The organism is Enterobacter cloacae complex sp. S3 (genome assembly GCF_014930495.1).
Lineage (GTDB): Bacteria > Pseudomonadota > Gammaproteobacteria > Enterobacterales > Enterobacteriaceae > Enterobacter > Enterobacter asburiae_B.
Map to the genome: position 1 here is coordinate 1 of NZ_JADBRD010000011.1, position 22,723 is coordinate 22,723.

At 55.5% G+C, this 22,723-nt stretch carries 21 protein-coding genes and 1 tRNA gene; 15 read left to right on the forward strand and 7 right to left on the reverse strand.

The window, feature by feature from the left end:
* Positions 1–66: 66 nt before the first annotated feature.
* A tRNA-Trp gene (locus tag IM317_RS05915) sits at positions 67–142 on the forward strand.
* Positions 143–239: 97 nt separating this feature from the next.
* Here the strand turns inward: IM317_RS05915 and hdfR are convergent.
* Positions 240–1,061 (reverse strand): HTH-type transcriptional regulator HdfR, encoded by an 822-nt coding sequence (gene hdfR / locus IM317_RS05920; protein ID WP_023309659.1) that lies wholly within the window; start codon positions 1,059–1,061, stop codon positions 240–242.
* 118 nt (positions 1,062–1,179) lie between these two features.
* Here hdfR and IM317_RS05925 point away from each other — a divergent pair, with 118 nt between their 5' ends.
* Positions 1,180–1,518: a DUF413 domain-containing protein gene (locus tag IM317_RS05925; RefSeq protein ID WP_023309658.1), complete on the forward strand. Its 339-nt coding sequence runs from the start codon at positions 1,180–1,182 to the stop codon at positions 1,516–1,518.
* Positions 1,519–1,548: 30 nt separating this feature from the next.
* Here the strand turns inward: IM317_RS05925 and IM317_RS05930 are convergent, their stop codons facing one another.
* Positions 1,549–3,069: a YifB family Mg chelatase-like AAA ATPase gene (locus IM317_RS05930; RefSeq protein ID WP_033146920.1), complete on the reverse strand. Its 1,521-nt coding sequence runs from the start codon at positions 3,067–3,069 to the stop codon at positions 1,549–1,551.
* A gap of 340 nt (positions 3,070–3,409) precedes the next feature.
* On the opposite strand from IM317_RS05930, the gene ilvL reads away from it, so the two are divergent.
* The 7 genes from ilvL to ilvA all read left to right on the forward strand — a co-directional run bounded on the left by ilvL (position 3,410) and on the right by ilvA (position 9,960).
* Entirely contained in the window at positions 3,410–3,508 is a 99-nt protein-coding gene (gene ilvL / locus IM317_RS05935) for an ilv operon leader peptide (RefSeq protein ID WP_001311244.1), read from the forward strand.
* 86 nt (positions 3,509–3,594) lie between these two features.
* On the forward strand, positions 3,595–3,645 hold the full coding sequence (gene ilvX, locus IM317_RS05940) for a peptide IlvX (RefSeq protein WP_166792073.1): 51 nt from the start codon (positions 3,595–3,597) through the stop codon (positions 3,643–3,645).
* A 2-nt stretch (positions 3,646–3,647) separates the two neighbouring features.
* The gene (ilvG, locus tag IM317_RS05945; RefSeq protein ID WP_033146919.1) at positions 3,648–5,294 is read left to right on the forward strand and encodes an acetolactate synthase 2 catalytic subunit; all 1,647 of its coding nucleotides are present in this window, start codon (positions 3,648–3,650) and stop codon (positions 5,292–5,294) included.
* A complete protein-coding gene (gene ilvM, locus IM317_RS05950; protein WP_024907956.1) occupies positions 5,291–5,554 on the forward strand; it encodes an acetolactate synthase 2 small subunit in 264 nt (87 codons plus the stop codon). Before ilvG ends, ilvM begins: the two co-directional genes overlap by 4 nt.
* Positions 5,555–5,572: 18 nt before the next feature.
* Entirely contained in the window at positions 5,573–6,502 is a 930-nt protein-coding gene (ilvE, locus tag IM317_RS05955; RefSeq protein ID WP_023309654.1) for a branched-chain-amino-acid transaminase, read from the forward strand.
* 60 nt (positions 6,503–6,562) lie between these two features.
* Complete coding sequence (gene ilvD, locus IM317_RS05960; protein ID WP_033146918.1) at positions 6,563–8,413, forward strand: dihydroxy-acid dehydratase; 1,851 nt, start codon at positions 6,563–6,565, stop codon at positions 8,411–8,413.
* Between the two features lie 2 nt (positions 8,414–8,415).
* Positions 8,416–9,960, forward strand: coding sequence for a threonine ammonia-lyase, biosynthetic (gene ilvA, locus IM317_RS05965; protein ID WP_023315026.1), 1,545 nt, complete (start codon positions 8,416–8,418; stop codon positions 9,958–9,960).
* Positions 9,961–10,005: 45 nt separating this feature from the next.
* Here the strand turns inward: ilvA and ilvY are convergent, their stop codons facing one another.
* Entirely contained in the window at positions 10,006–10,896 is an 891-nt protein-coding gene (gene ilvY, locus IM317_RS05970) for an HTH-type transcriptional activator IlvY (protein ID WP_032641403.1), read from the reverse strand.
* A 152-nt stretch (positions 10,897–11,048) separates the two neighbouring features.
* Between ilvY and ilvC the strand changes: the two genes are divergently transcribed.
* Positions 11,049–12,524 carry a ketol-acid reductoisomerase gene (ilvC, locus tag IM317_RS05975; RefSeq protein WP_023333828.1) on the forward strand — a complete coding sequence of 492 codons (1,476 nt, stop codon included), beginning with the start codon at positions 11,049–11,051 and terminating at the stop codon, positions 12,522–12,524.
* A gap of 92 nt (positions 12,525–12,616) precedes the next feature.
* On the opposite strand, the gene ppiC (IM317_RS05980) is transcribed toward ilvC, so the two are convergent.
* Both ppiC (IM317_RS05980) and ppiC (IM317_RS05985) read right to left on the reverse strand, forming a co-directional pair.
* Complete coding sequence (gene ppiC / locus IM317_RS05980) at positions 12,617–12,898, reverse strand: peptidylprolyl isomerase PpiC (protein WP_023309650.1); 282 nt, start codon at positions 12,896–12,898, stop codon at positions 12,617–12,619.
* 50 nt (positions 12,899–12,948) lie between these two features.
* Positions 12,949–13,230 (reverse strand): peptidylprolyl isomerase PpiC, encoded by a 282-nt coding sequence (gene ppiC, locus IM317_RS05985; protein ID WP_023309649.1) that lies wholly within the window; start codon positions 13,228–13,230, stop codon positions 12,949–12,951.
* 112 nt (positions 13,231–13,342) lie between these two features.
* Between ppiC (IM317_RS05985) and rep the strand changes: the two genes are divergently transcribed.
* A complete protein-coding gene (rep, locus tag IM317_RS05990; protein WP_032646096.1) occupies positions 13,343–15,367 on the forward strand; it encodes a DNA helicase Rep in 2,025 nt (674 codons plus the stop codon).
* Positions 15,368–15,425: 58 nt separating this feature from the next.
* Here the strand turns inward: rep and gppA are convergent, their stop codons facing one another.
* Positions 15,426–16,910, reverse strand: coding sequence for a guanosine-5'-triphosphate,3'-diphosphate diphosphatase (gene gppA, locus IM317_RS05995; protein WP_033146916.1), 1,485 nt, complete (start codon positions 16,908–16,910; stop codon positions 15,426–15,428).
* 6 nt (positions 16,911–16,916) lie between these two features.
* Complete coding sequence (gene rhlB, locus IM317_RS06000) at positions 16,917–18,185, reverse strand: ATP-dependent RNA helicase RhlB (RefSeq protein ID WP_033146915.1); 1,269 nt, start codon at positions 18,183–18,185, stop codon at positions 16,917–16,919.
* A gap of 144 nt (positions 18,186–18,329) precedes the next feature.
* On the opposite strand from rhlB, the gene trxA reads away from it, so the two are divergent.
* The 4 genes from trxA (at position 18,330) to wzzE (ending at position 22,670) form a co-directional block, all read left to right on the forward strand.
* Positions 18,330–18,659, forward strand: coding sequence for a thioredoxin TrxA (trxA, locus tag IM317_RS06005; protein WP_006179218.1), 330 nt, complete (start codon positions 18,330–18,332; stop codon positions 18,657–18,659).
* 345 nt (positions 18,660–19,004) lie between these two features.
* Complete coding sequence (gene rho, locus IM317_RS06010; protein ID WP_008501566.1) at positions 19,005–20,264, forward strand: transcription termination factor Rho; 1,260 nt, start codon at positions 19,005–19,007, stop codon at positions 20,262–20,264.
* Between the two features lie 242 nt (positions 20,265–20,506).
* Positions 20,507–21,610, forward strand: a complete 1,104-nt coding sequence (gene wecA / locus IM317_RS06015) for a UDP-N-acetylglucosamine--undecaprenyl-phosphate N-acetylglucosaminephosphotransferase (RefSeq protein WP_023309645.1) — start codon at positions 20,507–20,509, stop codon at positions 21,608–21,610.
* 13 nt (positions 21,611–21,623) lie between these two features.
* The gene (gene wzzE, locus IM317_RS06020) at positions 21,624–22,670 is read left to right on the forward strand and encodes an ECA polysaccharide chain length modulation protein (RefSeq protein ID WP_033146914.1); all 1,047 of its coding nucleotides are present in this window, start codon (positions 21,624–21,626) and stop codon (positions 22,668–22,670) included.
* Positions 22,671–22,723 lie beyond the last annotated feature (53 nt).

The following is a 22,723-nucleotide window of genomic DNA, read 5'->3' on the forward strand; positions in this document are numbered from 1 at the left end:
GTCCGTTCCGCCACTTATTAAGACATTAAGCCTGCCTTGTTGGCAGGCTTAATGGCAAAAAACTTTAGGGGCGTAGCTCAGTTGGTAGAGCACCGGTCTCCAAAACCGGGTGTCGCGAGTTCGAGTCTCTCCGCCCCTGCCATATAGAATCCTTTGCTTCGGCAAAGGATTTTTTTTGCCTGAAACACGGCAGATAATTCTCTTCTTAATTTCAGCCAGCATCCCTGCTGGCTGATGCATCAATCCATTACATTGATTTTTAAAAGATCTTTTATCTGAGATTGCTTATCACTGTTTTGCAGCCAAATTGCATACAGCGGCCTGGTAAGCGTGGTGGAATCCATCACGGTGTGCAGCCCTGCTTTAGTGTCTGCCCAGCGAACAGGTAACCAGGTACAACCTTTTAGCAGAGGCAGCTGCTGACAGGCGATCTCTGCCGAGCTGGTCGTTAACTGCGGAACATCATCAGGTGCAATCAGTCCCGTCTCGTGCTGCTGAAAATCCGGTCCCCATTCCAGGCGTAAATAGGTCAGGTCTGCCTTCATCATCGAAGGTTCGGACGCATAAAGTGCCAGGCCAAACTGGCCCACAATCTGGCTGCTAAATTCGTCCATCTTGGGGGCTTCGGTTGTGATCAGAAGATCAAGCTGGCGTTCATGAAGTTGCTTAACCAGCGACTGCCGTTGCGCAATCCTGGCTTCAAATTGCAGGTGGCCATGTGAATGATACAGCCGGGTAAGCCACTGACTTAGCATGCATTCCCACAGAGAAGCGCTGGCTCCTATCGAGAACTCATTATGCCTCGAAGTATGTGCCACCTCTTTACGTGCCGCCTGCCAGGTATTCATGAGCGTTTCTGCGTACGGCAGCAGTTTCTCACCGGCAGGCGTTAAGCGAATATTGTTGCGATGGCGGGTAAAAAGATTCACACCCAGTTGATTTTCCAGCTGTCGAATACGAAAACTGACTGCTGACTGCGTCAGGTAAAGGGCTTCAGCTGCTCGCCCAAAGTGACGTGTTCTGCTCACTTCAAGGAAAGTTTTAAGCAATTCCGTATCCACATCTTTCTCCGCAAAATTATTTGTCGTTATGATTTAAATGTTTTGTTTTACGCTCTGTCAAGCGTAACTAATACTCCGCGCCATAAATAGCTCGGCCAAAGAATTAGGAGCGTGTAGGATGGCGGAAAGCTTTACGACGACTAATCGTTTTTTCGACAATAAACATTATCCGCGCGGGTTCTCTCGTCACGGCGATTTCACCATCAAAGAAGCTCAACTGCTTGAGCGCCATGGTTATGCCTTTAACGAGCTGGATCTGGGTAAGCGTGAACCTGCAACCGAAGACGAAAAACAGTTTGTTTCTGTTTGCCGTGGTGAGCGTGAGCCGGAGTCAGAAGCGGAACGTGTATGGATCAAGTACATGGCGCGAATTAAGCGTCCAAAGCGCTTCCATACGCTGTCTGGCGGCAAGCCGCAGATGGAAGGTGCAGAAGACTACACCGAGTCTGATGACTAAAATGAAGAGAAGGGGCTACGGCCCCTTTTTTTATGCCAGCAATTTCTGCAAATGCAGCAGCAAACGATCGATAGCGCGGTAGCTCAGCGCCTCCTGCAAATGTTTCCTCTCAATGTCATTGCACCCCTCTACGTCAGCAATGGTTCTGGCCACCTTCAGCAAACGCTGCCACGCACGTATGGACAGCCCGAACCGCGTTAACGTCTCCTCCAGCCATCCCGCATCCTCAACATTAAGTGAACAAAACTGCCGGATCCCGGCATTATCCAGCCGTGCATTCAGCCTGTTCTGACGAGCGTACTGCCGTGTCTGGGCTGCAATCACCCGTTCGCGTACCTCCGCTGAGCTTTCACCCGTTATGCCCGTTTGCCTGAGCAGACCCGGCGGGGGAAGGGGAATTTCGAGGGATAAATCGAAACGGTCGAGGAACGGGCCGGATAACTTACCCAGATAGCGCAACGTTTGCTCTGGTGTACAGCGGTTATGGTTGCCCTGGTAGTGACCCGTCGGGCTGGGATTCATCGCCGCGACCAGCTGAAACTGTGCGGGATAGCTTATTTTGGCTCTGGTGCGTGAGATATGTATCTCACCGGATTCAATGGGCTCCCTCAGTGCATCCAGCACACGGCGCTCAAATTCAGGCAGTTCATCAAGAAACAGAATGCCATTGTGTGCCAGCGAGATCTCTCCCGGCCCCGGAATCGCCCCGCCGCCGACCATTGCCGTCAGTGAAGCGCTATGATGCGGGGAACGAAAAGGACGACGGCGCCACTGTTTTTGCAACGACGTCGAATTGATAAGGCTATATATGGCGGCACTTTCCAGCGCTTCATGATTATTGAGCGGTGGAAGTAACCCACTCAACCTGCTTGCCAGCATGGTTTTACCCGTACCTGGCGGCCCAATTAACAGAAGATTGTGTCCACCTGCAGCCGTAATCTCCAGCGCCCGTTTCCCTTGCTCCTGTCCCATAATCTCGCTGAGATCCTCTGGTGCATCCGCTATAACATCATCACACTCCTCCGGCTCGGACAGTTCATGCCGCCCTTCCAGCCAGGCACAAACTTCCTGTAAATGCCCGGCGATGAGACACCCCTTCTCGGCGATAAGACTCACTTCTGATGCGTTTTCATTGGCGACAATGATTTGCCGCCCTGCTCGTATGGCTTCAAGGGCTCCCGATATCGCACCGGGAACGCCTCTTAACGCGCCTGTGAGCGCGAGTTCGCCAACGAACTCATACGAGCCTAGCCGTGTCGTATTAAGCTGCTCAGAAGCCGCGAGAAGGGCAATTGCGATAGGTAAATCGTATCGTCCCCCCTCTTTAGGCAAATCGGCGGGGGCAAGGTTGATGGTGATCTTCTTCGCGGGGAAGGTATAACCGCTATTTATTATTGCGCTGCGAACGCGATCCCTGGCCTCTTTAACCGTCGTTTCAGGTAACCCGACAAGCGTGAGTCCGGGTAGCCCATTGCTCAAATGAACCTCGACGGAAATAAGCGGTGCCTTTACCCCGAGAGCCGCACGCGTATAAACAACTGACAGTGACATTTGCACTACCTCCTGGTGTGACTATGCCAGCGCCTGTTTTGTCTGTTTAGCGTCATTTTGCGAATTTACGCCGCCTGTTCAGAGATTTTAAACACACAATGAAACCCTTGCATAACCGTGGAAGCCTTCTCGTAGAATGTAAAAAGCCCCGTTTTGACGCTAAGACCGACAGTAAAAAATGAAAAATATTCATTTTCTAATTTCCGTATATAAAACAACGGTTTTAAGAAATATGATTCGCGGCCTAATCAAATCCGTCATAAATAAATCTTGTGTTTGATTTAAAAACTGTGATAACTCTTTAGGTATTCCTTCGAACAAGATGCAAAAAGAACTGAAAATGACAGCCCTTCTACGAGTGATTAGCCTGGTCGTGATTAGCGTGGTGGTGATTATTATCCCACCGTGCGGGGCTGCACTTGGACGAGGAAAGGCTTAGAAATCAAGCCTTAACGAACTAAGACCCCCGCACCGAAAGGTCCGGGGGTTTTTTTATGACTAAAAAACGTAAATGAGGAGCAGAGAATGACGACTAGCACAAAATTCTGTTTCTCCCGATTTATGACGGGGAACTAACTATGAATGGGGCACAGTGGGTAGTACATGCGTTGCGCGCGCAGGGAGTCGAAACCGTATTCGGTTATCCGGGTGGCGCAATTATGCCGATTTACGATGCACTGTATGACGGCGGCGTGGAACATCTCTTGTGCCGACACGAGCAGGGCGCAGCGATGGCAGCCATTGGCTACGCCCGCGCGACCGGTAAAACCGGCGTGTGTATGGCGACTTCAGGCCCGGGCGCAACGAACCTGATCACCGGCCTGGCTGACGCGCTGCTGGATTCCGTTCCCGTTGTCGCCATCACCGGGCAGGTGGCGTCGCCGTTCATCGGTACCGATGCTTTCCAGGAAGTTGACGTCCTCGGTTTATCGCTGGCCTGCACCAAACACAGCTTCCTCGTCCAGTCTCTGGAAGAGCTGCCGCGCGTAATGGCAGAAGCGTTCGACGTGGCAAACTCCGGTCGTCCCGGTCCGGTTCTGGTTGATATCCCGAAAGATATCCAGGTGGCTCTCGGCGATCTGGAACCGCACTTCTCTACCGTTGAAAGCGACGATGCCTTTCCGGAAGCGGAAGTTGAAGAGGCCCGTCAGATGCTGGCCCAGGCGAAACAGCCGATGATGTACGTCGGCGGTGGCGTAGGCATGGCGCAGGCCGTTCCAGCCCTGCGCGAATTTATCGCAACAACGCAGATGCCAGCGACCTGCACGTTGAAAGGTCTCGGTGCTGTCGACGCGGATTACCCCTACTATCTGGGCATGCTGGGGATGCACGGCACCAAAGCGGCAAACCTGGCGGTGCAGGAGTGCGATCTGCTCATCGCCGTAGGTGCCCGTTTTGACGACCGCGTCACCGGCAAGCTGAATACCTTTGCGCCGAACGCCAAAGTCATCCATATGGATATCGACCCTGCGGAGATGAACAAGCTGCGTCAGGCGCACGTCGCCTTGCAGGGCGATCTCAACGCGCTGTTACCGGCATTGCAGCAGCCGCTGGATATCAACGCATGGCGTCAGCATACCGCTGATATGCGCGCCGAGCACGCCTGGCGTTACGACCACCCCGGCGAGGCCATCTACGCGCCGCTGCTGTTGAAGCAGTTGTCCGACCGTAAACCGGCTGACAGCGTCGTCACCACCGACGTAGGCCAGCACCAGATGTGGTCCGCGCAGCACATGACCTACACCCGTCCGGAAAACTTCATCACCTCCAGCGGGTTAGGGACGATGGGCTTCGGTCTGCCGGCAGCCGTTGGCGCGCAGGTTGCCCGCCCGAACGATACCGTTATCTGTATCTCCGGTGACGGCTCCTTCATGATGAACGTTCAGGAGCTCGGCACCGTTAAGCGCAAGCAGTTGCCGCTGAAGATCGTGTTGCTCGACAACCAGCGTTTAGGAATGGTTCGCCAGTGGCAACAGCTGTTCTTCCAGGAGCGCTACAGCGAAACGACTCTCACCGATAACCCCGATTTCCTCACCCTGGCCAGCGCCTTCGGCATCCCTGGTCAGCACATCACCCGTAAAGATCAGGTTGAAGCGGCGCTCGACACCATGCTGAACAGCGATGGGCCTTACCTGCTTCATGTCTCAATCGACGAACTCGAGAACGTCTGGCCGTTGGTACCGCCTGGTGCCAGTAACTCACAAATGATGGAGAAATTATCATGATGCAGCATCAGGTCGCCGTACAGGCTCGCTTCAACCCGGAAACCTTAGAACGCGTTTTGCGTGTGGTGCGTCATCGTGGTTTTCAGATTTGCTCTATGAATATGGAGACGGCCACTGACGCCCGGAATATCAGTATCGAATTAACCGTTGCCAGCCCAAGGTCGGTCGACTTACTGTTTAGTCAGTTATCAAAGCTGGTAGACGTTGCCCATGTTGCCATCTGCCAGAGCACAACCACATCACAACAAATCCGCGCTTAAGCGTGACAGGACGAAAAAATGACGACAAAAAAAGCTGATTACATTTGGTTCAACGGTGAGATGGTTCGCTGGGAGGACGCGAAGGTCCACGTGATGTCCCACGCGCTGCACTACGGTACCTCCGTATTTGAAGGCATCCGCTGCTACGATTCTCACAAAGGGCCAGTGGTGTTCCGCCATCGCGAACACATGCAGCGTCTGCATGACTCAGCCAAAATTTATCGTTTCCCGGTTTCTCAAAGCGTCGATGAGCTGATGGAAGCCTGCCGCGACGTTATCCGTAAAAACAACCTGACCAGCGCCTATATTCGTCCGCTGGTGTTCGTGGGCGACGTCGGCATGGGCGTGAACCCGCCAGCCGGCTATACCACAGATGTGATCATTGCCGCGTTCCCGTGGGGTGCCTACCTGGGTGCAGAAGCCCTGGAGCAGGGGATCGACGCAATGGTCTCTTCCTGGAACCGCGTGGCGCCAAACACTATTCCGACCGCCGCGAAAGCAGGCGGTAACTATCTCTCCTCATTGCTGGTCGGTAGCGAAGCGCGCCGCCACGGCTATCAGGAAGGTATCGCCCTCGACGTAAATGGCTACATCTCAGAAGGTGCGGGTGAAAACCTGTTTGAAGTGAAAGACGGCATTCTGTTCACGCCGCCGTTCACCTCGTCCGCACTGCCGGGCATCACCCGTGACGCCATCATCAAGCTGGCGAAAGATCTGGGTATCGAAGTGCGCGAGCAGGTGCTGTCCCGCGAATCCCTGTATCTGGCGGATGAAGTGTTCATGTCCGGTACGGCGGCTGAAATCACGCCGGTACGCAGCGTGGACGGTATCCAGGTGGGCGAAGGCCGCTGCGGTCCGGTCACCAAACGTATTCAGCAAGCGTTCTTCGGCCTCTTCACCGGCGAGACAGAAGATAAATACGGCTGGTTGGATCAGGTTAATCACTAAGCATAAATTTGGGACGGCACGCACCGTCCCATTAAATAGTCAGACGGGAGTCAATAAAGCATGCCTAAGTATCGTTCAGCCACCACCACCCACGGCCGTAATATGGCGGGAGCCCGCGCGCTGTGGCGCGCCACCGGAATGACCGACGCCGATTTCGGCAAGCCGATTATCGCCGTGGTGAACTCCTTCACCCAGTTTGTACCGGGCCACGTGCACCTGCGCGATCTCGGTAAGCTGGTTGCCGAGCAAATCGAAGCCTCCGGCGGCGTGGCGAAAGAGTTCAACACCATTGCGGTGGATGACGGTATCGCGATGGGGCACGGGGGCATGCTCTATTCACTGCCGTCGCGCGAGCTGATCGCCGACTCCGTAGAGTATATGGTTAACGCCCACTGCGCCGATGCGATGGTCTGCATCTCCAACTGCGACAAAATCACCCCGGGGATGCTGATGGCCTCCCTGCGCCTGAACATTCCGGTGATCTTCGTCTCCGGCGGCCCGATGGAAGCGGGGAAAACCAAGCTCTCCGACAAAATCATCAAGCTCGACCTGGTTGATGCGATGATCCAGGGCGCGGACCCGAAAGTCTCTGACGAGCAGAGCGACCAGGTGGAACGCTCCGCGTGTCCGACCTGCGGCTCCTGTTCCGGTATGTTCACCGCCAACTCCATGAACTGCCTGACCGAAGCGCTGGGCCTTTCTCAGCCGGGCAACGGTTCGCTGCTGGCGACCCACGCCGACCGTAAGCAGCTGTTCCTCAACGCCGGTAAGCGCATCGTTGAGCTGACCAAACGCTACTACGAGCAGGACGACGCCAGCGCGCTGCCGCGCAACATTGCCAGTAAAGCCGCGTTCGAAAACGCCATGACGCTGGATATCGCCATGGGCGGCTCTACCAACACCGTTCTGCACCTGCTGGCTGCCGCGCAGGAAGCCGAAATCGACTTCACCATGAGCGACATCGACAAGCTGTCCCGCAAAGTCCCGCAGCTGTGTAAGGTCGCGCCGAGTACCCAGAAGTACCATATGGAAGACGTACACCGCGCGGGCGGCGTGCTGGGCATTTTGGGCGAGCTGGATCGCGCCGGGCTGCTGAACCGTGACGTGAAAAACGTGCTTGGCCTGACGCTGCCTGAGTCGCTGGACCAGTACGACGTCATGCTGACCAAAGACGACGCGGTGAAAAAGATGTTCCGCGCCGGCCCTGCCGGGATTCGCACCACCCAGGCGTTCTCGCAGGATTGCCGCTGGGACACTCTGGACGACGACCGCGCCGAAGGCTGCATCCGCTCGCTGGAACATGCCTATAGCAAAGACGGCGGTCTGGCCGTGCTGTACGGTAACTTCGCGGAAAACGGCTGCATCGTGAAAACCGCAGGCGTGGACGACAGCATCCTGAAATTCACCGGTCCGGCGAAGGTATACGAAAGCCAGGATGAAGCGGTAGACGCCATCCTCGGCGGCAAAGTGGTGGAAGGCGACGTGGTTGTTATTCGCTACGAAGGACCGAAAGGCGGTCCCGGCATGCAGGAGATGCTCTACCCAACCACCTTCCTGAAATCTATGGGACTCGGTAAAGCGTGTGCGCTGATCACCGACGGGCGTTTCTCCGGCGGTACTTCCGGCCTCTCTATCGGCCACGTTTCGCCGGAAGCGGCAAGCGGCGGCAACATCGCCATCATCGAAGACGGCGACCTGATCGAAATCGACATTCCGAATCGCGGCATTCAGCTGAAGCTGAGCGACCAGGAAATTGCGGCCCGTCGTGAAGCGCAGGAAGCCCGCGGCGATAAAGCCTGGACGCCGAAAGACCGCCAGCGTGAAGTCTCCTTCGCCCTGCGCGCCTACGCGAGCCTTGCCACCAGTGCAGATAAAGGCGCGGTGCGCGATAAATCTAAACTTGGGGGCTAATGATGGCCGAGTCACAACCCTTATCCGCCGCCCCTGAGGGGGCGGAATACCTGAGAGCGGTGCTACGCGCGCCGGTCTATGAAGCCGTGCAGGTCACGCCCCTGCAGAAAATGGAAAAACTCTCTTCGCGCCTCGACAACGTCATTCTGGTGAAGCGCGAAGATCGTCAGCCGGTGCACAGCTTTAAGCTGCGCGGCGCCTACGCGATGATGGCCGGGCTGACCGATGAGCAGAAAGCGCGCGGCGTCATTACCGCGTCTGCGGGCAACCACGCCCAGGGCGTGGCGTTCTCGTCTGCTCGTCTGGGGCTGAAAGCGCTGATCGTGATGCCGGTTGCTACCGCAGATATCAAAGTCGACGCGGTGCGCGGTTTCGGCGGCGAAGTGCTGCTCCACGGGGCTAACTTTGACGAAGCCAAAGCCAAAGCGATCGAGCTGGCGCAGCAGCAGGGTTTCACCTGGGTGCCGCCGTTCGACCACCCGATGGTGATTGCCGGGCAGGGCACGCTGGCGCTGGAACTGCTGCAGCAGGATGCCCATCTCGACCGCGTCTTCGTCCCGGTAGGCGGCGGTGGCCTGGCCGCAGGCGTGGCGGTGCTGATCAAACAGCTGATGCCGCAGATCAAAGTCATTGCCGTTGAAGCGGAAGACTCTGCCTGCCTGAAAGCGGCGCTGGATGCGGGTCATCCGGTAGATCTGCCGCGCGTCGGGCTGTTTGCCGAGGGCGTGGCGGTGAAGCGCATTGGGGATGAAACCTTCCGCCTGTGTCAGGAGTATCTCGACGATATCGTCACGGTTGATAGCGACGCCATCTGCGCGGCGATGAAGGATCTGTTCGAGGATGTGCGTGCGGTGGCGGAACCGTCAGGCGCGCTGGCGCTGGCGGGAATGAAGAAATACATCGCGCAGCACAACATTCGCGGCGAGCGGCTGGCGCACGTGCTGTCTGGTGCGAACGTGAACTTCCACGGTCTGCGCTACGTTTCCGAGCGCTGCGAGCTGGGTGAACAGCGGGAAGCGCTGCTGGCGGTGACGATTCCTGAAGAGAAGGGCAGCTTCCTGAAGTTCTGCCAGCTGCTGGGTGGCCGTTCGGTGACGGAGTTCAACTACCGTTTTGCCGATGCCAAAGACGCCTGCATTTTTGTCGGCGTGCGTCTGAGCCGCGGCGTGGAGGAGCGCAAAGAGATCCTCAGCCTGCTGCATGAGGGCGGCTACAGCGTGGTCGATCTCTCTGACGACGAGATGGCGAAGCTGCACGTGCGCTACATGGTCGGCGGGCGTCCATCGAAGCCGCTCAGGGAACGTCTGTTCAGCTTCGAGTTCCCGGAATCGCCGGGCGCGCTGCTCAAGTTCCTGCACACGCTGGGCACGCACTGGAACATCTCTCTGTTCCACTACCGCAGCCACGGCACCGACTATGGCCGTGTGCTGGCGGCGTTCGAACTGGGCGAGCACGAGCCGGATTTCGAAACGCGGCTGAACGAGCTGGGCTATGAGTGTCACGACGAAACCCATAACCCGGCCTTCCGCTTCTTCCTGGCGGGCTAAGGGCTAAGCTGCGGGTAGGCTGGGTAAGCGCAGCGCCACCCGGCTTTAGTGGTTCGGCAATATCTGCCAGAACGCATCAATAAGCGGCTCATGCAGCCGCTTTTTTTGTGCGCACACGCCAAGCTCAAACGGCGTCTTCTCGTCGCTGCGCTCCAGAATCATCACGCGATTGCGCACCGGTTCGGGGCTGTTTTCCAGCACCACTTCCGGCAGCAGCGCCACGCCGCAGCCCAGCGCCACCATCGACACCATCGCCTCATGGCCGCTGACCGTGGCGTAAATCGACGGGTTGCTGATTTTCTGACGGCGGAACCACAGCTCGATACGGCGGCGCACCGGCCCCTGATCGGCCATGATAAACGGCACCGTCGACCAGTCCGGTTTTTCCACCGACACCTGGTTACGCACCGGGCAGGGCAGCGCCGGGGCAATCAGCACCACCGCCAGATTCTCCAGCATTGAGAATGCCACCGCGCCCGGCAGGGTTTCGGGTTTCCCGGCAATGGCGAGATCCGCTTCGCCCGTCACCACTTTTTCCATTGCGTCGGAGGCGTCGCCGGTGGTGAGCTTAATTTCAACCGACGGATGCGCCGCGCGGAAGCGGTCGAGAATCGGCGGCAAATGGCTATAGGCGGCGGTGACGGAGCAGAAAATATGCAGTTCGCCGGAAAGTGACGGCCCCTGCTGGTCAATCGAGTGCCGCAGCTGCTGGTACTGCAACAGCGTCTGCTGGGCAAAAATGCGCAGTTCTTCACCCGCTTCCGTGAGGGTGACGGTGCGGTTGTCGCGCACGAACAGCGGCTGGCCGAGGTCTTCCTCAAGGCGCTGGATCTGGCGTGAAAGCGTGGAGGGGCTAACGTGCATCGCCCGAGCGCTGCGGCCAAAATGGCGGCTTTCCGCCAGGTGCAGGAACATTTTCAGATCGCGTAAATCCACCGATTCCACTCCCTCTTTTTACATTGCTAAAATTGCAACATGACGTTGTGAATATATCAATTTCCGCAATAAATTTCCTGTTGTAATGTGGGTACATTCTCGCTGAAACGCGAACCGAACAATAAGACACACAACATCACGAGGTATCACCCATGGCTAACTACTTTAATACACTGAACTTGCGCCAGCAGCTGGCGCAGCTGGGCAAATGCCGCTTCATGGCGCGCGATGAATTTGCCGATGGCGCGAGCTACCTTCAGGGTAAAAAAGTGGTCATCGTCGGCTGTGGCGCACAGGGTCTGAACCAGGGCCTGAACATGCGTGACTCCGGTCTGGATATCTCCTACGCCCTGCGCAAAGAAGCGATTGCCGAGAAGCGTGCTTCCTGGCGTAAAGCGACCGAAAACGGCTTCAAAGTGGGCACCTACGAAGAGCTGATCCCGCAGGCGGATCTGGTGGTTAACCTGACCCCGGACAAACAGCACTCTGACGTAGTGCGTTCCGTACAGCCGCTGATGAAAGACGGCGCCGCGCTGGGTTACTCCCACGGCTTCAACATCGTTGAAGTGGGCGAGCAGATCCGCAAAGACATCACCGTGGTGATGGTGGCACCGAAATGTCCGGGTACGGAAGTACGCGAAGAGTACAAACGTGGCTTCGGCGTGCCGACGCTTATCGCAGTTCACCCGGAAAACGATCCGAAAGGCGAAGGCATGGCGATTGCCAAAGCGTGGGCAGCGGCGACCGGCGGCCACCGTGCGGGCGTTCTGGAATCGTCCTTCGTTGCCGAAGTGAAATCTGACCTGATGGGCGAGCAGACCATTCTGTGCGGCATGCTGCAGGCCGGTTCTCTGCTGTGCTTTGACAAGCTGGTGGAAGAAGGCACCGACCCGGCCTACGCGGAAAAACTGATCCAGTTCGGCTGGGAAACCATCACCGAAGCGCTGAAGCAGGGCGGTATTACGCTGATGATGGACCGTCTGTCCAACCCGGCAAAACTGCGTGCTTACGCGCTGTCTGAACAGCTGAAAACCATCATGGCACCGCTTTTCCAGAAACACATGGACGACATCATCTCCGGCGAATTCTCTTCCGGCATGATGGCGGACTGGGCGAACGACGATAAAAACCTGCTGACCTGGCGTGAAGAGACCGGTAAAACCGCGTTCGAAACCGCGCCACAGTACGAAGGTAAAATCGGCGAGCAGGAGTACTTCGATAAAGGCGTATTGATGATCGCGATGGTGAAAGCAGGCGTTGAGCTGGCGTTCGAAACCATGGTGGATTCCGGCATCATCGAAGAGTCCGCGTACTACGAATCTCTGCACGAGCTGCCGCTGATCGCGAACACCATCGCCCGTAAGCGTCTGTACGAAATGAACGTGGTGATCTCTGATACCGCAGAATACGGTAACTACCTGTTCTCTTACGCCTGCGTACCGCTGCTGAAAGAGTTTATGACCACTCTGCAGACGGGCGATCTGGGTAAAGCGATTGCGGAAGGTGCCGTGGATAACGCGCAGCTGCGTGATGTGAACGAAGCGATTCGCAGCCACCAGATCGAGAAAGTGGGTCACAAACTGCGTGGCTACATGACCGATATGAAGCGTATCGCGGTAGCGGGTTAACACCTGGTGCGGGCTGATGCCCTCACCCCGCCCCTCTCCCACTGGGAGAGGGTGAAACATTCAAGGCCTTCTCTTAGAGAAGGCCTTGCTGTTTATTTCCGATACAGTACTTTAATAATGTGGTAGCCGAACTGCGTGTGCAGCGGGCCGGTTGGCTCCAGCACCGGGCAGGAGAACACCACTTTATCGAACGCCGGAACCATCTGGCCCTGGCGGAACTCACCCAGATCGCCGCCGCGTTTGCCTGACGGGCAGATGGAGTGCTTCTTCGCCAGCTTGCCGAAGTCGGCACCGTTTTTAATCTGCTCCAGAAGATCTAAAGCCAGTTTCTCTTCTTTAACGAGGATGTGCACTGCTGCTGCTGTTTTTGCCATGATCGTGCCTTGAATAGGTTGAAATAAATCGGGGCGCAATATACCACGCGTCAGCGGCGATAAAGCACCTTAATGATATGGTAGCCAAATTTGGTTTTTACCGGGCCGTAGGGCTTCAGGAGAGGGCAGCTAAAGACCGCCCGATCGAACGGGCCGACCATCGCACCTTGTTGAAACTCGCCGAGATCCCCGCCATTGCGCCCGGACGGGCATTTAGAGTAACGCTTCGCCAGATGATCAAAGCTGATGCCGCGCTCCAGCTTGGCCAGGATCTCCTGGGCCAGTTTCTCTTCTTTTACCAGAATATGCAGGGCTGCTGCGGTCTTTTTCATGGTTCTGCTCTACGGGTTAAACGCGATTTCTCCACTTTATCATTAGCCGGTAAATCTGCGCCCGGCTTTCTGCTACAATCCACACCCCGTTCGAAGATTGAGCAACACTCCCATGCGTTTAAACCCTGGACAACAACAAGCGGTCGAATTCGTTACTGGACCATGCCTGGTGCTGGCAGGGGCCGGTTCGGGTAAAACCCGCGTGATCACCAACAAAATCGCCCATTTGATCCACAATTGCGGATATCAGGCGCGACACATTGCGGCGGTCACCTTTACCAATAAAGCGGCGCGCGAGATGAAAGAGCGCGTCGGCCAGACGCTGGGCCGTAAAGAGGCGCGCGGCCTGATGATCTCCACCTTCCACACGCTGGGGCTGGATATCATCAAACGCGAGTATGCGGCGCTGGGAATGAAGTCCAACTTCTCGCTTTTTGACGATACCGATCAGGTGGCGCTGCTCAAAGAGCTCACCGAGGGGCTGATCGAAGATGACAAAGTGCTGTTGCAGCAGCTGATCTCGACGATCTCGAACTGGAAAAACGATCTGATGACGCCGGCCCAGGCCGCGGCGATCGCCAAAGGCGAACGGGATCGGATTTTCGCCCACTGCTACGGTCTGTACGATGCGCATATGAAAGCGTGCAACGTGCTGGACTTTGACGATCTGATCCTGCTGCCCACGCTGCTGCTGCAGCGCAATGAAGAGGTGCGCGAGCGCTGGCAGAATAAAATCCGCTACCTGCTGGTGGATGAATATCAGGACACCAACACCAGCCAGTACGAGCTGGTGAAGCTGCTGGTGGGGCAGCGCGCGCGTTTCACCGTGGTAGGCGATGACGACCAGTCAATTTACTCCTGGCGCGGTGCACGCCCACAAAACCTGGTGCTGCTGAGCAAAGATTTCCCTGCCCTGCAGGTGATTAAGCTGGAGCAGAACTACCGCTCCTCCGGGCGTATCCTGAAGGCGGCAAACATCCTGATTGCCAATAACCCGCACGTATTTGAGAAGCGTCTCTTCTCCGAACTGGGCTACGGCACGGAGCTGAAAGTGCTCAGCGCCAACAATGAGGATCATGAAGCGGAGCGCGTGACGGGCGAACTCATCGCTCACCACTTCGTCAACAAAACCGAATATAAGGATTACGCGATCCTCTATCGCGGCAATCACCAGTCGCGCGTCTTTGAAAAGATGCTGATGCAGAACCGCATTCCGTACAAAATTTCGGGCGGCACGTCGTTCTTCTCACGGCCAGAAATCAAAGATCTGCTGGCCTATCTGCGGGTGCTAACTAACCCGGATGACGACAGCGCGTTTCTGCGCATCGTGAATACGCCTAAACGCGAGATTGGTCCGGCGACGCTGCAAAAGCTCGGCGAGTGGGCGATGACCCGCAACAAAAGTATGTTTACCGCCAGCTTCGACATGGGGCTGAGCCAGACGTTAACCGGACGCGGGTATGACTCGTTAACCCGCTTCACCCACTGGCTTGGCGAAGTGCAGCGTCTTGCGGAGCGCGAGCCGGTGGCGGCAGTGCGCGATCTCATTCACGGCATCGACTATGAGTCCTGGCTGTATGAAACCTCAGCCAGCCCGAAGGCGGCTGAGATGCGCATGAAAAACGTTAACCAGCTCTTCAGCTGGATGACCGAAATGCTGGAGGGCTCTGAAATCGACGAGCCGATGACCCTGACGCAGGTGGTCACTCGCTTTACCCTGCGCGACATGATGGAGCGCGGCGAGAGCGAAGAAGAGGCCGATCAGGTTCAGCTGATGACGCTGCATGCGTCAAAAGGGCTGGAGTTCCCGTATGTGTATCTGGTCGGCATGGAAGAGGGATTGTTGCCGCACCAGAGCAGCATTGATGAAGACAACGTCGACGAGGAGCGCCGTCTGGCCTACGTGGGGATCACCCGCGCGCAGAAAGAGCTGACGTTCACGCTGTGTAAAGAGCGCCGCCAGTACGGTGAACTGGTTCGCCCGGAGCCGAGTCGTTTCCTGCTGGAACTTCCGCAGGATGACGTGATCTGGGAACAGGAGCGCAAAGTGATTACCGCAGAAGAGCGGATGCACAAGGGTCAGGCTAACGTGGCGAACATCCGCGCTATGCTGGCAAAAGCCAAAGAGAAAGGATGAGTTCGAAGGGGTTGTAGGCCGGGTAAGGCGAAGCCGCCACCCGGCACTGTTCAGCGTATTACTTTACCTCAAGCACCCAGTGCACGTAGCTCTGCCACTGGCACTCCTGCTCGATCATCTCTGCCCCTAACGGGTGACGATCAATCCATTTCTCCGGCAGCGCCAGCGAAAGCTTCTCGTCATCGGCCACCAGATTAATGGCAGGCAGCAAATCATCGCGGCGGCGGCTGGCAAACAGGATCGCCAGACGCAGCAGGCGGCACAGATGCTCGGCCACGCGAGGCGGTACGGCGTTTTGCTGATGCAATGAGGAGAGATCGACGGCGTTGGTCTGGTTCAGCAGCAGCGTGGCCAGCAATTTTTTCTGCGCAGGCGTATAGCCCGGTAAATCCAGGTTTCGCACCAGATACGCTGCATGAGCCGGTGCCTGCTTAAAATCAATGCTCAGCCCCACTTCATGTAGCGCACAGGCGCTCAGCAGTAAATCCCGGCTCAGATGGTCAAGATCCCAGACGTTAGCAACCTGATCGGCGAAGCGTGACGCCAGCTGCGATACGCGTCCTGCCTGATCGATATCAACCAGAAAACGACGCTGAACGTTGCGCAGGGTACGGCTGCGGATATCCTGATCGACCGACAGATGTAACATCCCGTAGACCAGACCTTCGCGCAGCGCGCCGCCGGCCAGGGTCATACACTGGATGTTCAGCTCGGTGAAAATGGCGATAAGAATGGCCAGCCCGCTCGGGAAGACCAGCGCGCGTTCCAGCGTCAGGCCTTCAATTTCCAGCTCTTCCAGGCGTCCGCACTGAATGGCGCGCTGTTTCAGCTGCTGAAGTTTGGCAAGCGTAATCCGCTCGTCCATTCCCTGCGCCATCATGATTTCCTGCAGAGCCTGCACGGTACCCGAGGCACCCACGCAGACTTTCCAGCCGTGATAGCGCAGCTCGTCCATCACCGGGCGTAACACCTCGCGCGCGGCGTTTTCTGCCTCGTCGAAGTTCTCTTTCGCCAGGTTCCGATCGGTAAAGTAGCGCTCAAGCCAGGTCACGCAGCCCATCGACAGGCTGAACAGCGACGTTGCCTGCGCGCCGGTGCCGGTCACAAGCTCGGTACTGGCACCGCCGATATCCACCACCAGACGGCGATCGTCACCTCCCGTGGTGTGCGCAACGCCCTGGTAAATCAGGCGAGCTTCTTCTTCACCGCTGATAACCTGTACCGGACAACCCAGAATTTCCTGCGCTCTGGCAATGAAATCCACGGCGTTAACCGCCAGGCGGAGTGTCGCAGTGGCGACCACGGTGATTTGGGCGTGCGGGATATCCTGCAGACGTTCGGCAAAGAGCCGCAGACACTGCCAGCCACGTTCCATGGCTTCAGGGGAGAGGTGATTATCGCTGCTCAGGCCCGCCGCGAGGCGGACCTTGCGCTTGATGCGCGTCAGCGTTTGTATGCTTCCCGCCACCTCGCGCACAACCAGCATATGAAAACTATTCGAACCGAGATCAATTGCCGCATAAAGCGAGGTGGAGCTGAGCATATTTTCTTAACCTGAACGACGACGATTACGCGGCGCGCCACCTGAACGACGCGGACCATTGCCGGAGCGTGGGCGGGTTAGACGCTTAGGCGGCGGCAGTTCGCTTAACAGCGCTTCCGGATTGTATTTGCTCTGCGGGATAGAGTGACCGATATACGTCTCAATGGCTGGAAGATTCAGCGCATACTCTTCACACGCAAGGCTAATCGAGTGACCGCTTGCGCCCGCACGACCGGTACGACCGATGCGGTGTACGTAGTCTTCGCAGTCGTCTGGCAGATCATAGTTAAAGACGTGCGTCACGGCCGGAATGTGCAGACCACGAGCGGCAACGTCGGTTGCGACCAGAATATCGAGATCGCCACGGGTAAACTCTTCAAGAATACGCAGGCGTTTTTTCTGCGCCACGTCGCCGGTCAGCAGACCAACACGGTGACCGTCTGCAGCCAGATGGCCCCAGATGTCTTCACAACGGTGTTTGGTGTTCGCGAAGATAATGGCGCGATCTGGCCACTCTTCTTCGATCAGCGTTTGCAGCAGACGCATTTTCTCTTCATTGGAAGGGTAGAAGAGCTCTTCTTTAATGCGGTGACCCGTTTTCTGCTCCGGTTCCACTTCTACATATTCGGCGTTGTTCATCTGTTCGAACGCCAGCTCGCGTACGCGATAAGAAAGGGTAGCGGAGAACAGCATGTTCAGACGCTGATTGGCCGGCGGCATGCGGCGGAACAGCCAGCGAATGTCTTTAATGAAGCCCAGATCGTACATGCGGTCAGCTTCATCGAGCACCACAACCTGGATTGCGCCGAGGTTAATGTGGTTCTGTTTGGCGTAATCGATAAGACGGCCGGTGGTACCGATCAGGATATCCACACCGCTTTCCAGCACTTTCAGCTGCTTTTCGTAGCCGTCGCCGCCATAGGCCAGGCCAAGCTTAAGTCCGGTAGACTGCGCCAGGGGTTCAGCGTCTGCGTGGATCTGTACCGCCAGTTCTCGCGTCGGTGCCATAATTAGCGCGCGCGGCTGGTTAACTTTGCGGTCTGCAATCGCTGGGTGAGAAAGTAAATAATGAAACGTTGACGTTAAAAACGCCATCGTTTTGCCGGTACCGGTTTGCGCCTGCCCGGCAACATCGCGACCGGCCAGCGTCAGCGGCAGCGCGAGGGCCTGAATGGGCGTGCAGTTATGAAACCCTTTATTTTCAAGGGCTTCAATCACCTTCGGGTGCAGCGCGAAGTCGGAAAACTTCTGTTCTGTTAAATGTGTTTTGCTCATAGTGTGGTAGAATATCAGCTTACTATTGCTTTACGAAAGCGTATCCGGTGAAATAAAGTCAACCTTTAGTTGGTTAATGCGACATCAACACGTCGTTGGTGGAGACAAAACCAACGTACCAGGCTTATTCCTGTGGAGTTATATATGAGCGATAAAATTATTCACCTGACTGACGACAGTTTTGACACGGACGTACTTAAGGCTGACGGGCTGATCCTCGTCGATTTCTGGGCTGAATGGTGTGGTCCTTGCAAAATGATCGCCCCGATTCTGGATGAGATCGCTGACGAATATCAGGGCAAACTGACCGTTGCCAAGCTGAACATCGACCAGAACCCGGGCACCGCACCAAAATACGGTATCCGTGGCATCCCAACCCTTCTGCTGTTCAAAAACGGCGAAGTGGCAGCGACCAAAGTGGGCGCGCTGTCCAAAGGTCAACTGAAAGAGTTCCTGGACGCTAATCTGGCGTAAGGTTTCTCCGCTGTGCGTTCAGGGCTCCCGGCTAAATGATGTGGAACTCTGGACGCCCGGCTGAAGTCGTGCTAAGTTAGCTATGACTTCGTTTTAAACATATCTTGTTGTTTGAATCTTGTTTTACCCGATACTTCCCGTTGTTAACATGAACAGTGCGTGAAGTGGCTAAATTCCGGGCTTGTCACTCAATCCGTCTTGTCGTTTCAGTTCTGCGTTCTTTCCCTGTGACCAGACAGCGAACAGACATGAGTTGATGGCCGCTAAACAGGCATGGATGACCCTGCCATACCATTCACAACATTAAGTTCGAGAATCACCCCGAGTTTAAGAACCCACACCATTATGAATCTTACCGAATTAAAGAATACGCCGGTTTCTGAGCTGATCACTCTCGGCGAAAATATGGGACTGGAAAACCAGGCCCGTATGCGCAAGCAGGACATCATTTTCGCCATCCTGAAGCAGCACGCTAAGAGTGGCGAAGATATCTTTGGCGACGGTGTGCTGGAGATATTGCAAGACGGATTTGGTTTCCTCCGCTCTGCAGACAGCTCCTACCTCGCCGGCCCTGACGACATCTATGTATCCCCCAGCCAAATCCGCCGTTTCAACCTCCGCACTGGTGACACCATTTCAGGTAAGATTCGTCCTCCTAAAGAGGGTGAACGCTACTTTGCGCTGTTGAAAGTCAATGAAGTTAACTTCGACAAACCGGAAAACTCGCGTAATAAGATCCTCTTTGAGAACTTAACGCCGCTGCACGCGAACTCTCGCCTGCGCATGGAGCGTGGTAACGGTTCAACTGAAGACTTAACCGCGCGTGTTCTGGATCTGGCATCACCAATTGGTCGCGGCCAGCGTGGTCTGATTGTGGCACCGCCGAAGGCGGGTAAAACCATGCTACTGCAGAACATCGCGCAGAGCATCGCTTATAACCACCCAGACTGCGTGCTGATGGTGCTGCTGATCGACGAACGTCCGGAAGAAGTGACCGAGATGCAGCGTCTGGTTAAAGGTGAAGTGGTTGCTTCTACCTTCGACGAACCGGCATCTCGCCACGTTCAGGTTGCGGAAATGGTTATCGAGAAGGCGAAACGCCTGGTTGAGCACAAGAAAGACGTGATCATCCTGCTTGACTCCATCACCCGTCTGGCGCGTGCCTACAACACCGTCGTTCCGGCGTCAGGTAAAGTACTGACCGGTGGTGTGGATGCTAACGCCCTGCATCGCCCGAAACGCTTCTTCGGTGCCGCACGTAACGTGGAAGAGGGCGGCAGCCTGACCATCATCGCCACGGCGCTGATCGATACCGGTTCTAAAATGGACGAAGTAATTTACGAAGAATTTAAAGGTACAGGTAACATGGAACTGCACCTTTCTCGTAAAATCGCTGAAAAACGCGTCTTCCCGGCTATCGACTACAACCGTTCCGGTACCCGTAAAGAAGAGCTGCTCACCACGCAGGAAGAGCTGCAGAAAATGTGGATCCTGCGCAAAATCATCCATCCAATGGGTGAAATTGACGCGATGGAGTTCCTCATTAACAAACTGGCGATGACCAAAACCAACGACGATTTCTTCGACATGATGAAACGCTCGTAACGCAAATAAAGCCAGCGAACGCCACGTTTTTACGTGGCGTTTTTCTTTTATGGACTATACGCTAGTACCATCTACTCCCAATTTTGACCGGTCGGTGCGACAATAGGGTCGTTTGTGCAGCTAAAGAAATAATTGATTGAAAAATATACAAAGGGAGTAGTGAGAAGCCATCTTTATTACTTCTGAGGCTGTGGCTTCATGGTTATACTTCCGGGACTAACATTTGTTGAGAGCAATCCATTGTGAATCTATTCACCGCCGTTACTGAACTGATCAGTATTTTTTTATTCACAACCTGTTTTTTGTTCATTGCGCGCAAGGTGGCAAAACGAATAGGGTTGGTGGATAAGCCAAATTTTCGTAAACGCCATCAGGGACTTATTCCTTTAGTCGGCGGGATTTCTGTTTACGCAGGGATTTGCTTCACGTTTGGTATTGCCGATTATTATATCCCGCATGCCGCCCTCTACATCGCCTGCGCCGGTGTTCTGGTGTTAGTCGGGGCCCTTGATGACCGGTTCGATATTGCGGTGAAAATACGCGCTACCGTTCAGGCGGCGATTGGCGTGGTGATGATGGTAGTGGGCGGACTGTATCTGCGAAGCCTCGGCTATGTATTTGGCCCCTGGGAGCTAGTCCTGGGTCCATTTGGCTTCTTCCTGACGCTCTTTGCCGTCTGGGCGGCAATCAATGCTTTCAACATGGTGGATGGCATTGACGGCCTGCTCGGTGGGTTGTCATCCGTCTCGTTCGCCGCTATCGGCATTATTTTATGGTTTGATGGTCAGTACAGTCTGGCAATGTGGTGTTTTGCCATGATTGCCGCCATTCTGCCTTATATTCTCTTAAATCTCGGTGTGCTGGGCCGTCGCTATAAAGTCTTTATGGGTGACGCGGGCAGTACGCTGATTGGTTTTACGGTTATCTGGATCCTGCTTGAAACCACACAGGGCCAAACCCATCCGATAAGCCCCGTAACCGCGCTGTGGATTATTGCCATTCCATTAATGGATATGGTGGCGATTATGTATCGCCGCCTGCGCAAGGGGATGAGTCCTTTCTCTCCTGACCGCCAACATATTCATCATCTCATCATGCGTGCGGGTTTTACTTCTCGTCAGGCGTTTGTGCTGATTACTCTGGCCGCCGCTATTTTGGCCGCGATTGGTGTAGCTGCAGAATATTCTCATATTATTCCTGAGTGGGTTATGTTGGCATTATTCTTGCTGGCATTTTTCCTGTACGGCTACTGCATTAAGCGCGCATGGAAAGTAGCGCGATTTATTAAACGTCTTAAACGCAGGATGCGTCGTAACAGTGGCAAAAACACAACATTAACTAAGTAAAACCGGGACTATGATGACTCAACCGTTGGCGGGAGCGAAATCAGTGGTAACTGAGAATGAACTGGATATTCGGGGTTTGTTTCGCGTGTTATGGGCAGGCAAACTTTGGATTGCGGGGATCGCGCTGGGGTTTGCACTGTTAGCGCTGGCCTATACGTTCTTTGCAAAACAAGAGTGGAGCGCCACGGCAATCACAGACAAGCCAACGGTTAACATGCTCGGGGGATACTATTCCCAGCAGCAATTCCTGCGTAACCTGGACATCAAAGCCAGTCTTGCAACGCCAGACCAGGCTTCCGTTATGGATGAAGCCTATAAAGAGTTTGTGATGCAGCTGGCTTCGTGGGATACCCGCCGCGATTTCTGGTCCCAGACGGATTACTACAAGCAGCGCCGGGTTGATAATACAAAAGCCGACGCCGCCCTGCTGGACGATCTGATTAACAATATTCAGTTTATGCCGGGCGACGCGCTGCGTAACGTGAATGACAGCGTCAAGCTGATTGCAGAAACCGCGCCGGATGCCAACAACCTGTTGCGTCAGTACGTCGCGTTTGCCAGCCAGCGTGCCGCAAGCCATCTTAACGAAGAGCTTAAAGGTGCCTGGGCGGCTCGTACCATCCAGATGAAAGCCCAGGTGAAACGTCAGGAAGAGGTGGCGAATACCATTTTCGGTCGCCGTGTGCATAACATTGAGCAGGCGCTGAAAATTGCAGAACAGCGCAATATTTCCCGTACTGAGACTGACGTGCCGGCCGATGAGCTGCCTGATTCAGAGATGTTCCTCCTTGGTCGCCCTATGTTGCAGGCGCGTCTGGAAAACCTCCAGGCCGTCGGTCCTGATTTTGACCTCGATTACGATCAAAATCGCGCGATGCTCAATACGCTTAATGTCGGTCCATCTCTGGACCCGCGTTTTCAGACCTATCGTTATTTGCGAACGCCTGAAGAACCTGTAAAACGCGATAGTCCGCGTCGTGCATTCCTGATGATTATGTGGGGGATTGTAGGCGCACTGACGGGCGCTGGCGTGGCGTTAACGCGTCGTCGCAAAAACTAAGAACGCCGTCTACGATGAAGGCTGCGGCCTTCATCGCCTAATCGAAGAGAATC

Excerpts from the sequence above, each read along its gene's own strand:
- IM317_RS05925 (WP_023309658.1), top strand. The coding sequence starts at position 1,180 with ATGGCGGAAAGCTTTACGACGACTAATCGTTTTTTCGACAATAAACAT.
- IM317_RS05930 (WP_033146920.1), bottom strand. The coding sequence starts at position 3,069 with ATGTCACTGTCAGTTGTTTATACGCGTGCGGCTCTCGGGGTAAAGGCA.
- ilvL (WP_001311244.1), top strand. The coding sequence starts at position 3,410 with ATGACAGCCCTTCTACGAGTGATTAGCCTGGTCGTGATTAGCGTGGTG.
- ilvG (WP_033146919.1), top strand. The coding sequence starts at position 3,648 with ATGAATGGGGCACAGTGGGTAGTACATGCGTTGCGCGCGCAGGGAGTC.
- ilvM (WP_024907956.1), top strand. The coding sequence starts at position 5,291 with ATGATGCAGCATCAGGTCGCCGTACAGGCTCGCTTCAACCCGGAAACC.
- ilvE (WP_023309654.1), top strand. The coding sequence starts at position 5,573 with ATGACGACAAAAAAAGCTGATTACATTTGGTTCAACGGTGAGATGGTT.
- ilvD (WP_033146918.1), top strand. The coding sequence starts at position 6,563 with ATGCCTAAGTATCGTTCAGCCACCACCACCCACGGCCGTAATATGGCG.
- ilvA (WP_023315026.1), top strand. The coding sequence starts at position 8,416 with ATGGCCGAGTCACAACCCTTATCCGCCGCCCCTGAGGGGGCGGAATAC.
- ilvC (WP_023333828.1), top strand. The coding sequence starts at position 11,049 with ATGGCTAACTACTTTAATACACTGAACTTGCGCCAGCAGCTGGCGCAG.
- ppiC (WP_023309650.1), bottom strand. The coding sequence starts at position 12,898 with ATGGCAAAAACAGCAGCAGCAGTGCACATCCTCGTTAAAGAAGAGAAA.
- ppiC (WP_023309649.1), bottom strand. The coding sequence starts at position 13,230 with ATGAAAAAGACCGCAGCAGCCCTGCATATTCTGGTAAAAGAAGAGAAA.
- rep (WP_032646096.1), top strand. The coding sequence starts at position 13,343 with ATGCGTTTAAACCCTGGACAACAACAAGCGGTCGAATTCGTTACTGGA.
- gppA (WP_033146916.1), bottom strand. The coding sequence starts at position 16,910 with ATGCTCAGCTCCACCTCGCTTTATGCGGCAATTGATCTCGGTTCGAAT.
- rhlB (WP_033146915.1), bottom strand. The coding sequence starts at position 18,185 with ATGAGCAAAACACATTTAACAGAACAGAAGTTTTCCGACTTCGCGCTG.
- trxA (WP_006179218.1), top strand. The coding sequence starts at position 18,330 with ATGAGCGATAAAATTATTCACCTGACTGACGACAGTTTTGACACGGAC.
- rho (WP_008501566.1), top strand. The coding sequence starts at position 19,005 with ATGAATCTTACCGAATTAAAGAATACGCCGGTTTCTGAGCTGATCACT.
- wzzE (WP_033146914.1), top strand. The coding sequence starts at position 21,624 with ATGACTCAACCGTTGGCGGGAGCGAAATCAGTGGTAACTGAGAATGAA.